At 30.5% G+C, this 11726-nt stretch carries 8 protein-coding genes; 1 reads left to right on the plus strand and 7 read right to left on the minus strand.

From position 1 onward, the window contains the following. Nucleotides 1–69 precede the first annotated feature (69 nt). A complete protein-coding gene (locus BX611_RS14385) occupies nucleotides 70–1329 on the plus strand; it encodes a UDP-N-acetylmuramoyl-tripeptide--D-alanyl-D-alanine ligase (protein WP_115882683.1) in 1260 nt (419 codons plus the stop codon). On the opposite strand, the gene BX611_RS14390 is transcribed toward BX611_RS14385, so the two are convergent. From BX611_RS14390 to BX611_RS14420, 7 genes are all read right to left on the minus strand, one after another. Next, nucleotides 1315–2175, minus strand: a complete 861-nt coding sequence (locus tag BX611_RS14390; RefSeq protein WP_115882590.1) for a BadF/BadG/BcrA/BcrD ATPase family protein — start codon at nucleotides 2173–2175, stop codon at nucleotides 1315–1317. The two genes, BX611_RS14385 and BX611_RS14390, sit on opposite strands and share 15 nt — an antisense overlap. 20 nt (nucleotides 2176–2195) lie before the next feature. Then, entirely contained in the window at nucleotides 2196–3200 is a 1005-nt protein-coding gene (gene gap / locus BX611_RS14395; protein WP_115882592.1) for a type I glyceraldehyde-3-phosphate dehydrogenase, read from the minus strand. Between the two features lie 28 nt (nucleotides 3201–3228). Then, nucleotides 3229–4215: a 6-phosphofructokinase gene (pfkA, locus tag BX611_RS14400; protein WP_115882594.1), complete on the minus strand. Its 987-nt coding sequence runs from the start codon at nucleotides 4213–4215 to the stop codon at nucleotides 3229–3231. 298 nt (nucleotides 4216–4513) lie between these two features. Continuing rightward, nucleotides 4514–6391: an alpha-amylase family glycosyl hydrolase gene (locus tag BX611_RS14405; RefSeq protein WP_115882596.1), complete on the minus strand. Its 1878-nt coding sequence runs from the start codon at nucleotides 6389–6391 to the stop codon at nucleotides 4514–4516. An 86-nt stretch (nucleotides 6392–6477) separates the two neighbouring features. Continuing rightward, nucleotides 6478–7911, minus strand: a complete 1434-nt coding sequence (locus tag BX611_RS14410; RefSeq protein ID WP_115882598.1) for an alpha-amylase family glycosyl hydrolase — start codon at nucleotides 7909–7911, stop codon at nucleotides 6478–6480. A gap of 7 nt (nucleotides 7912–7918) precedes the next feature. Further along, a complete protein-coding gene (locus tag BX611_RS14415; RefSeq protein WP_115882600.1) occupies nucleotides 7919–10042 on the minus strand; it encodes a glycoside hydrolase family 97 protein in 2124 nt (707 codons plus the stop codon). A 12-nt stretch (nucleotides 10043–10054) separates the two neighbouring features. Next, nucleotides 10055–11722, minus strand: a complete 1668-nt coding sequence (locus tag BX611_RS14420; protein ID WP_115882602.1) for an alpha-amylase family glycosyl hydrolase — start codon at nucleotides 11720–11722, stop codon at nucleotides 10055–10057. Between the last annotated feature and the right edge of the window lie 4 nt (nucleotides 11723–11726).

Consider the following 11726-nt stretch of genomic DNA (forward strand, 5'->3'; position numbering starts at 1 on the left):
ACAATATAAAACAAATTACTAACCTCATTGAAAATTTCAATGAGGTTTTTTTATATTTAGAGCATGATAATAGACCTTAAACAAATTTACAAACTGTATTCTAACAGTTACTTAGCAGATACAGACACAAGAAATATTAGAAAAGGAAGTATCTATTTTGCCTTAAAAGGAGAACACTTTAATGGGAATAAATTTGCAAAAGAAGCTTTGCAATTAGGAGCTGCTTATGCCGTAATTGATGAAGAAAAATATCAAAACGAACCAAATATAATTTTGGTTAAAGATGTATTAACAACCCTTCAAAAATTAGCAAATTACCATAGATTACAATTGAACCTCCCAATAATTTCATTAACAGGAAGTAATGGTAAAACAACAACTAAAGAGCTTATAAACGCTATTTTATCAAAAAAATACAAAACCACAGCTACAAAGGGAAATTTAAATAACCATATTGGAGTTCCTTTAACACTATTATCAATGACTCCTAAAACTGAAATTGGAATTGTTGAAATGGGTGCCAATCATTTAAAAGAAATTGAATTTTTATGTAAAATAGCTGAGCCAAATTTTGGATATATCACCAATTTTGGAAAAGCACACTTAGAAGGTTTTGGAAGTGTTGAAGGTGTTATTAAAGGAAAATCTGAACTGTTTGATTTCCTTAGAGAAACTAATGGAACCGTTTTTGTGAATTTAAATGATGAAACCCAAATAAAAAAATCAGCTGGAATAAAGAGTATAACTTTTAATAGCAATGAAATTGAATTTATGGATGCAAATCCCTTTGTAAAAGTAAAATTTAAAGATTTGGTTATTAAGAGTAATTTAATAGGAAAATATAATTACTCTAATATTGCTGCAGCTATTGCAATTGGACACTATTTTAAAATTTCAGAAGCAGCAATTAAAGAGGCTATTGAAGCGTATGTTCCAACAAATAATCGGTCCCAAATAATTCAAAAAAAATCATTAAAAATTATTTTAGATGCTTATAATGCAAACCCAAGTAGTATGGTAGCAGCTTTAGAAAATTTTAGTTTATTAAAAGACAAAACTAAAGTTGTTTTTTTAGGAGACATGTTTGAATTAGGTAAAAATAGTGAAGCTGAGCATCAAAAAATTGCTGAATTAGCAACAACTTTAAATTTTGATAAGGTATATTTAATAGGAAAAGCATTTTCTACAACGAATGTAAAAAATGCTTTTAAATATGTTAATTTTGAAGATTTTATAACTTCAAATGAAAAATTAGATTTTAAGAATTCAACCTTATTAATTAAAGGCTCTCGCGGAATGGCGTTAGAAAGAATTTTAGACCTTTTCTAATTTTAATTTTTCTCTGTGATAATCAATAAGACCATCAATAGGTCTTCTTACAACTTTACCTAATACAATTCTATAATAATTGGCAACATCTTCAATGATATCTTTTCCAAAAAAAGCGATTGATCCAACAAAATGAACTGGTACTTCTTCACATTCTTTGTAAGTTAAAACTCTATTTTTAAAGAATTCAACTATTCCTTTTCTCAGCACTTTATTAAAATAAGCTGTACGTTCATTTTTTAATAAAAATTCAGCAAAAGTTGCTAAATATGCATTAGGGTTTTCTTCTTTATAAATATTTTTTTTAATAGTATCTGCATCTAAATCAAATTGCTTTTCAAAAAGCTTAGCAGCTTTTTTTGGCATTTTTCCATAGTAATAATCTTGAATCAAAATTTTACCAAAATGGTTACCACTAGCTTCATCCATTAAAATATAACCTAATGAAGGAACCCTTACTTCAACATTTTCACCATCAAAATAACAGCTATTTGATCCTGTACCTAAAATACAAACAATACCCGGTTGAGTTGTTACTGCATAAACTGCTGCAAAAGTATCTTCTTTTACTACAATTTTTGCATTTATAAAAAATGATTCAAATATAGACGTTAAAAGTGAAGTCATCCTATCGGTACCACATCCAGCACCATAAAAATAAACTTCTGCTACTTCATTTTTAATACGCGTTATTTCCTGATTTTCTTGGATTCTATTTAATACAGCTTCTGCATTTAATATCTCTGGATTTAAACCATTTGTACGAGTTTTAAAAACCTGATTTCCAGATTTATCTAAACAAATCCAGTCAGCTTTCGTTGAGCCTCCGTCTGCTATTAGAATCATTTTTTATTGTGTTTTTTTAATTACTTAACGCTATTAATGTATTCAGCAAGATCAACTAATTTAGTTGAATATCCAAATTCATTATCATACCAAGAAACTATTTTAACAAAATTATCATTTAAACCAATACTTGCATTTGCATCAAATACACTTGTTCTTGGTTCAGAAACAAAATCTTGAGAAACTACACCTTCATCAGTATAACCTAAAACACCTTTTAGTTCATTTTCAGAAGCATCTTTAATTGCTGCTTTAACTTCTTCAAAAGAAGCACCTTTTTCTAAACGACACGTTAAATCTACTACAGATACATCAACAGTTGGAACTCTAAAAGCCATACCTGTTAATTTACCGTTTAATTCTGGAATTACTTTTCCTACTGCTTTTGCAGCTCCTGTAGATGCAGGTACAATATTATTTAATGATGCACGTCCTAATCTGAAATCTTTTCTAGATGGACCATCAACTGTAAATTGAGTTGCAGTTGCAGCATGTACTGTTGTCATTAAACCTTCAACAATACCAAAATTATCGTTAAGAACTTTAGCAATTGGTGCTAAACAGTTTGTTGTACAAGATGCGTTAGATACAATAGTATCAGCAGCAGTAATTTTTTTATGGTTTACACCCATTACAAACATTGGCGCATCTGCAGATGGTGCAGAAATTGCAACTTTTTTAGCTCCCGCTTTAATGTGTTTTCCTGCTCCTTCTAAATTTGTAAAGATTCCTGTACAATCAAGTACAACGTCAGCTCCTACAGCATCCCATTTTAAATCTTCTGGGTTACGTTCAGCAGTTATTCTTATTTCTTTTCCATTAACAACCAAGTTACCATTTTTAACATCAATTGTTCCATCAAACTGCCCATGAACAGAATCATACTTTAATAAGTAAGCTAAGTGATCTACAGCTAATAAATCATTAATTCCTACTACTTCAACATTTGGTCTGCTAGCTGCTACTCTAAAAGCAATTCTACCAATTCTACCAAATCCGTTAATTCCAATTTTAATTGTTGACATTTTTATTGTTTTTATCTATTAATCTATATTACACTGAAGTTATTTCAGCTACTTTTAATAATTCTTTATCTATATCGTTGTTCATTTTAATAGCCTTGTTAAGCCCAACTGTAGTTACCTGATTATTGGTAATTCCTACCATAACTCCAGATGATCTATCCAACAAATACTCAACTGCAGCAACACCTAACCTACTAGCAAGTACTCTATCAGAACAACTTGGTGATCCTCCACGTTGCATATGTCCTAAAACAGATACTCTAATATCATAATCAGGAAAAATTTCTTTAATATGATCTCCTAATTCGAATACATTTTTCCCAATTTTATCTCCTTCAGAAACCACAACAATACTTGATGTTTTTCCTTTTTCTTTACTTGTTTTAAGAGATTCCACTAACCTGTCCAATCCTAAATCTTTCTCTGGAATTAAAATTTCTTCTGCTCCTGCTCCAATCCCTGTATTTAAAGCAATAAAACCAGCATCACGCCCCATAACTTCAATAAAAAACAACCTGTTATGTGAACTAGCTGTATCTCTAATTTTATCAATTACTTCAACAACTGTATTTAATGCCGTATCATAACCAATGGTTCTATCTGTTCCATAAATGTCATTATCAATAGTACCAGGAATACCAATAATAGGAAAGTTATACTCTTGAATAAATTTTAATCCTCCAGTAAAAGTACCATCACCACCAATAATCACTAAAGCACCAATCCCTTCTTTTTTTAAATTTTCATATGCTTTGGCTCTTCCTTCTTCTGTCATAAAATCTTTGGATCGAGCTGATTTTAAAATAGTACCACCTTTGTTTATAATATTACTTACATGTCTTGCAGATAGTTCTTTAAAATCTCCTTCAATCAATCCTTGGTATCCTCTGTAAACACCAATACAATCTACTCTGTAATATGTACAAGCTCTAACAACTGCTCGTATTGCAGCGTTCATCCCTGGGGCATCTCCTCCTGAGGTTAAAACTGCTATCTTATTTATAGGTTCATTCATAGGTTAAAATTAATTAGTCAAAGGTACTTTGTAAAGGAATTTTATCCTATAAAACTACTTGATTTTCACTAAAACGATTTCGTGCTATAACGTTATAAAACCCCGATTTGTCGAGGTTAAATAAATTATATTAGAAATCTAAATTTCAGTTATTTAGAGTAAAAATAATCAAAATATTTTTTATACTCTTAGAGAATTAAAAATATTTTTTTTAATAAAAAAATGAATTTTAATTTTTTCAGTAAAAAAGAGAAATTTAAATGAAAAAATTCCTCTTTTTTATTCATTTTTTAATTCTCTACTCTTTAAGTTTCAAAATATAGGAATTTAACGGTTCTAAAACAATATTTACAACACCAACACCATTAGCTACTTTTAGTGTAAATTTTTCTTTATTATAAAGCTGATCCACTAAAGTATAATTACCATCTTTTAATTCCCAGGAAGTTATAACTTCTGAAGGAATTTGGAGATCCAAATCGTAATGTACCATGGTATCAAAATTTGAAGTAATTAATAATTTCTCGTTTTCAGACCACCTAACAAATGAAAAAAGTTTTCTATTATAATTATCTAATTTTTCTCTATTATAACTATGAATTTCCTTATAGTTACCCATTAAAGCTTCACTTTTAATTGTAAAGTTCAATAAGCGCTTGTAAAAATCTCTTAGTTCCTTTTCTTCAGTAGTTGACTGACCTCCATCGAATTTCCCATTATTCATCCATCGTTGATGATTTGGAACACCTACATAATCAAAAATTGAAGTCCGTGTTGGTGAACCAAAACCTGCGTTTTCTGCTCCTGGCTCTCCTACTTCTTGCCCAAAATAAATCATTGTTGGTGAAGTACTTATAGTTGCAGAAACTACCATAGCTGGTTTTCCTTTTTCAGCTGAACCAGCAAAATCTGGACTTGCAATACGCTGCTCATCATGATTTTCTAAAAAGTGTAACATATTGTGCTCTATATCCGCTTTATAATCTTGAATCCCAATAATATGATCCGTCCAACCATGACCTTGCATAATATGCTTTATAGTATCATATAAAGCAACTTTATCATATAAGTAATCCATTTTTCCTTTATGAATATAATCACGGTACATATCTGGGTTGTATACCTCAGCCAATAAAAAAGCATTTGGTTTTTTCATTTTTATAGAAGAATTCATATAACTCCAAAATTCTACTGGAACCATTTCAGCCATATCATAACGGAACCCATCAACTCCTTTATCCAACCAGTACAATGCAATATCCTTAAATTTCACCCAAGAATCCGGAACTATTTTGTCTTTCCAAAATTTAAAATGTGTTTTACAATCTTCATTTTCAAATCCTTCTGGTAATTCTGAGAAATCTTTTCTACCATCTGGACTTACTCCATAATTCACTTTTACTGTTTCGTACCAATCATGAAAATCTGGTTGTGATGCCCTGGAACCATTTCCTGTCCATTTTGAAGGATTTTCATCAAATTCTCCATCAATAAGCAAATGTTTTTCTCCTCCTAAAGGTAAATATCCATTTTTCCATATTGGTAATTTAAAAGCTTCTCCTGGGTTATAATAAAAGTTATTATTTACATCGTATTGCTTTGTTTTATCATCTGTTTCACCAAAATCCTCAATTCCTTTTGGGTTTGATTTACCTTCGTAATTACGTGCAACGTGATTTGGAACAATATCAATAATCACCTTCATTCCAACTTTATGAGTTCGTTCAATTAAAGCTTCAAATTCTTGCAAACGATTTTCTACATTTACTGCCAAATCAGGGTTTACATTGTAATAATCTTTAACAGCGTAAGGAGAACCAGCTCTACCTTTTACAACTTCCGGATCATCGTTTGAAATACCAAATTCTGTGTAATCTCTTATTACATCATGATGAGGAACACCCGTGTACCAAATATATGTAACCCCTAATTCTTTTATTTCATTTAGCGCTTTAACTGTAAAATCATTAAATTTTCCAACTCCATTATCTTCAATAGTTCCCCAAGGTTTATTTGTTGTATTTGTATTTCCAAACAAACGTGTAAACACTTGATAAACTACTTCTTTTTTTGCTGTTTTAACTTCCATATTTTCTTTTAACTCTTGCTTTTTGTGGTTACAAGCCACAAAAATAAATATTAGCACCATAAAAGTACTGGAAAATTTTAATTTCATTTTTAAAATATTTTTGGTGTTACCAAAAAAACTTCATAAAATTTTCTATTTAAGGAAGTATTTATGAAGTTTATTAAGGATACATATTAATATATATATATTTTATAGTCCCAAGCTTTTAGAGTATTCATTTTCTCTTTTGAAAAATTAACCTTTTCATTTGTGAAAAATTCAACTGATTCCCCAATTTTATCAAGCGTAAATTCAAGATTTTTATTAGATAAATTTGCAATAAATGTAACTTTTTGACCGTTTTTTTCACGCGAAAAAGCTAAAATGCTTTTATCATCTGAAGTTTGTATTCTTATATATGAAGCAGCATTTTTACCTCCGTTTAAAGCTGTATTATTATTTTTTAATGCTCCTAACTTTTTTAGTAAATCAAAATATGCTCCTTTTTCTTTAGGGATTTCATCCTTTTCAAAAAACTTTAATCTGTGTGACAAATCATATTCTTGACCGCTATAAATCAAAGGCATTCCTTTCATAAGGTAAATTAACGCCGTAAAAACTTCTTTTTTATTTGGCATTCTTTCAAGTAATGTACCATTCCAAGAATTCTCATCATGATTTGTAATAAAGTTCATATTAATATCATCTTTTTCCAAAATAGAATCATTTCTTGTTACGTATTCATCAAATGCGCTTACATCTTTCTTTCCATTTGCAATTTCATTAAAAATATGATGCGCTTCCCAACCATAGTGCATATCAAATGCTTTGTGAAGTAAATCTGGTTGTTCTGCTTCAGCTAACATAAATATTGGCTTAATCTTTTTTAATTCATCAACAGCAGTTTCAAAAAAATCAACAGGAACTTTATGTGCAACGTCCATTCTATACCCATCAATGTTATAATTTTCAACCCAATACTTTAAATCAGAAATCATTTCTTTTCTCATTTCCTTATTGTCATAATTTAAATCTGCTGTATCTGTCCACCCCCAAGATTCACCGGTATCTGGATTTATCGGGTCAATAATTTCTCCTTTTTCATTTTGAGTATAAAAATCCGGATGTGCTGTTATCCAAGGATGATCCCAACCTGTATGATTTGGCACCCAATCTACAATTACATAAATTCCATTTTTATGGGCTTCTTTTACTAAATTGTCAAAATCTTCTTTAGTACCAAATTCAGGATTTATAGCTTTATAATCTGAAACAGAATAATAACTGCCTAAATATTTTTTACGCAATTCTACATCTTCAATTTCACTTGTAAAAAGATCTCCAGTAGCCTTTCTTTTTATTTCTGAAATTGGATTTATAGGCATTAACCATATAATTTTCACACCTAATTCTTTTAAAACAGGTATATCTTCCGTAAATTTATTAAAAGTCCCTTCTGGTGAATACTGACGAATATTAGCTTCATAAATTACTGCACTTTCCAACACTTCATCTGATATTGGTTTTAATGCAGCAATTTCACCTTTTTTAACCTGCTCTTTTTGAGGTTCTGATTTACACGAAATAAAAGCAGTTAATGCGATTAAAATAATAAGTAATTTTTTCATTCTTTAATTATTTAATAATTGGAATTAAACTAATAGCAAACCCTCCACCTGGAGCCAATTTCAAGTTTAAAATAGATTGGTTTGTAACTTCTATTTTTCTAATATTTAAAGCTGTTGGATTTTTATCCCAATCCGCATCTTTTCCATCTTCATAAATAATAGCTTCATACGTTTGGTTTGGACTTAAAAAATCAAAATTAATTACTAATTCTCTCGAATTTTCATCTGTAATTCCACCTACAAACCATTTTTCTGAATTTTTCTCTTTTCTAGCAATGGTAACAAAATCTCCAATTTCACCATTTAAAACCTTTGTTTGTTGCCAATCTACACCAACATCTCTAATAAACTGTAATGCTGGATTCCCTTCATAATTTTCAATTAAATCCGCTGCCATTTGCACTGGACTGTAAATTACAACATACAACGCTAATTGCTGAGCAATTGTGGTATTTACTTGATTGTCTTTTTTCCAATTGTCAAATTTTATATCAAAAATACCTGGTGTATAATCTATTGGACCTGCTAACATTCTTGTAAATGCAACAATTGGTAAATGCTCTGGTGGATTCCCTCCATCAGAAGCCCAAGCGTTAAATTCTTGTCCGCGTAGCCCTTCTCTGGAAATTGTATTTGGGTAAGTTCTACGTAAACCGGTAGCTTTAATTGGTTCATGCGCATTTATTGCCACTTGGTATTTTGCAGCTTTGTTTACCGCATTATTGTATTGATTAACCATATATTGACCATGGTGGAATTCTCCTTTTGGTAGAATTTTACCTACATAACCCGTTTTTACCGCGTGAATACCTAAACTTTGCATTAATGCATACGCAGTATCTTGTTGTTTTTCATAGGTTTCAGTTGCTGCTGATGTTTCATGATGCATAATTAATTCTACACCTTTTTCTTTTCCATAACGTACTACTTCTTTTAAATCGTAATCTGGATATGGAGTTACAAAATCAAAAACACCTTCTCTATCTTCAAAACCAATCCAATGTTCCCAACCTGCATTCCAGCCTTCTACTAAAACACCTCCAATATTATTTTTTGCAGAAAAGTCTATAAATGCTTTTGCGTTTTCTGTAGTTGCTCCGTGTTTCCCATGTGGTTTTGCATCGGTTGTAAAAGAAGTCATATCTTGATTACCACTATAATCCCAAGTAGATTTTCCTAAATGCATTTCCCACCAAATTCCAGTATATTTTGTTGGTTTAAACCACGAAATATCTCCTAATTTATTTGGCTCATTTAAATTTACAATTAATTTAGATTCAATTAAATCTCCTGCTTTTTCTGCAATTTGAATTGTTCTCCAAGGAGTCGTAAATGGTGTTGTTCTTTTTACTTTATAATCTGTATTATTTGATCCAACAAGTTCGCTTTCCAGTCCAAAATTTTCTGTATCAACTTTTAAAGTCATACCTGAATAATCAACCAAGGCAGCTTCATGAAAACTTAAATACAATCCGTTGTCAGTTTTCATAGTTACAGGAGTATTTACCGCGTTTTCCGGAATTGATGTTTGAGCTAAATCTTTATGATTTGCTTTTGATTTCGCATCAATTTCTGATAATTTTGTGGTATTGTATAAATGCTCATAAATATCCCAATCACCAGGAATCCACCATACTTCATGGTCTCCCGTTAAATTAAATTGTGTATTTTCATCTGTAATAAAAACTTCTGATAAATTTTCTTGTTCAGGAAACTCATATCTAAAACCCAACCCGTCATTATACACTTTAAAAACAAGCGTTATTTTTCTTTTAAGTTCTGCTATTTCTTGCAAGTCTAATTTAAGTTCATTGTAATTGTTTACAACTTCTGATTGCTCTCCCCAAGGCATTTCCCAAGTTTCATTAAAACTACTTGACGTTGCATTAACAAGTTCAAAACCAGCTTTTAATGAAGGAGCATCTTTTAAATCGAAACCCAGTGAAGAAGTTTTAATAACCTCCTTATTTTTAAAGGTTATCTTATAAGTTGGCTCTCCTTTTTCATTCAACTGAAATTCTACTGTAACAGAAGCATCTGGTGAAGAAATTTTAGTTGGCAATTCATTTTTTTTAGCGCAAGAAAAAAACAATACGCTAACTAACAGTATGCTAATTTTCAAAAGTTTCATTATAATTTATTTTTAATTTTTAATTTCTAATAATACAACTGAATAAGGTGTTTCAATAGTTACAACACCATCTTTTACTTGTGTTTCAATTCCTGAATAGGCATCGTTTAAAATGGTTCCTTCTTCAAATATCCCATTTATATTCAGTTCTTTTTTCCCTTCATTTAAATCCAGTCCAATTACAACTTTATCTATAAAGCTTTCTTTTAAATAGGTTCTTTGAAAAACATACGGACTTTCACTTAACATTTTATGAATTCCAGCTCCAATACTTGGATGATTGCTTCTAAATTTCCCTAATTTTTGCCAATGTGTTAAAATTTCTTGAGTTTTAGTATTGGTAGCTATTTCCTCCCAATTCATTAATGAACGTAAGTTAGCATCACCATTAGCTCCATCTACCATTAATTGCCTTGCAGATTCATCTCCATAATACATTTGAACTGCTCCAGGGCACAACAATAATTTAGTTGCAGATTCAAAAGGTTTGGTTCTTTCTTTATCAAACGGTGATCCATCGTCATGTGAACTAATATAGTTCAACACTCCAAACCCTTTCAATTGATTATTTAAAATAGTATCATATCTTGAAAATAATTCTTCATAATTATTTTGAGCAGCATTCCATTTAAATTCAAAATTTATTAAACTGTTAAACCCATTTTCAAAATAGTTTACTTTTTTATCTCCAAAATCATACAATTGTCCACCTGAAATTCCGTAATTATATACTTCACCAACCATATAAAATGGATTATCATCTAACACTTTATCTGGATTATTTTCCTTCCATTGGGCAAATGCATAATTACACTCATTTTTAAATTCTCCCCAAATACTTTCCTCTGTGTGTTTTACAGTATCGGCTCTGTAACCATCAATTCCAAATTCAGTAATATAATCTGTAAGCCATTTCATAATGTAGAACCTTGGTGCTTTTGGGTAACCTGTTCTTGCAAAAAAATCGTCTAACTCTTTTATTTCTTGCTCATATCTTCCTTCTGCTTTCCATTTTTTGGCTAAAGCTTCAGGAATTTCAACATTTTTATTGCTTTCTGTTTTAATATCTGGCAGGTTTTTCACCAACGTACACATTACTGTAGATTCATAATCTTTATAAGTACATTGCACATCCGTTCTTACCCAATCAGAAGGCCAAACCGGATCTATTTCTGTTACAGGTCCAGTATGATTTATTACACCATCTAACACTATTCTAATATTGTGTTTATGAGCAGTTTCCACCAATAATTTTAAATCTGCTTTTGTTCCAAAATTTGGATCTAAAGCTGTCCAATCTTTAGTCCAATATCCGTGAAAACCAAATGAAAGCCCTGTTCCTTCATCCACTGCACCGTGAATTTGCTCAACAATTGGAGTCATCCAAATTGCATTTATTCCAAGATCAGTAAAATAGCCTTCTTCAATTTTTTTAGTTATTCCAATAATATCTCCTCCTTTAAAACCACGTAATTTTGCAGCTTTACCAGTTCTATCAAAATTCACATCGTTTGATGTATCTCCATTTAGAAACCTATCAGTTAGTAAAAAATAAATATTTGCATTTTCCCAAACAAAAGGAACTTTTTTTGCAATTGGATTCATTTCATTTTCTTGTTTTTTATCTGAACAACTTGCTGCAACAAAAACTAACAACAATGCTACAATGGTTTTTTTCATAATT

The sequence above is a fragment of the Lutibacter oceani genome (assembly GCF_003384935.1).
GTDB classification, from domain to species: Bacteria; Bacteroidota; Bacteroidia; order Flavobacteriales; family Flavobacteriaceae; genus Lutibacter; species Lutibacter oceani.

Excerpts from the sequence above, each read along its gene's own strand:
- BX611_RS14420 (WP_115882602.1), bottom strand. The coding sequence starts at position 11,722 with ATGAAAAAAACCATTGTAGCATTGTTGTTAGTTTTTGTTGCAGCAAGT.
- BX611_RS14405 (WP_115882596.1), bottom strand. The coding sequence starts at position 6,391 with ATGAAATTAAAATTTTCCAGTACTTTTATGGTGCTAATATTTATTTTT.
- BX611_RS14410 (WP_115882598.1), bottom strand. The coding sequence starts at position 7,911 with ATGAAAAAATTACTTATTATTTTAATCGCATTAACTGCTTTTATTTCG.
- gap (WP_115882592.1), bottom strand. The coding sequence starts at position 3,200 with ATGTCAACAATTAAAATTGGAATTAACGGATTTGGTAGAATTGGTAGA.
- pfkA (WP_115882594.1), bottom strand. The coding sequence starts at position 4,215 with ATGAATGAACCTATAAATAAGATAGCAGTTTTAACCTCAGGAGGAGAT.
- BX611_RS14415 (WP_115882600.1), bottom strand. The coding sequence starts at position 10,042 with ATGAAACTTTTGAAAATTAGCATACTGTTAGTTAGCGTATTGTTTTTT.
- BX611_RS14390 (WP_115882590.1), bottom strand. The coding sequence starts at position 2,175 with ATGATTCTAATAGCAGACGGAGGCTCAACGAAAGCTGACTGGATTTGT.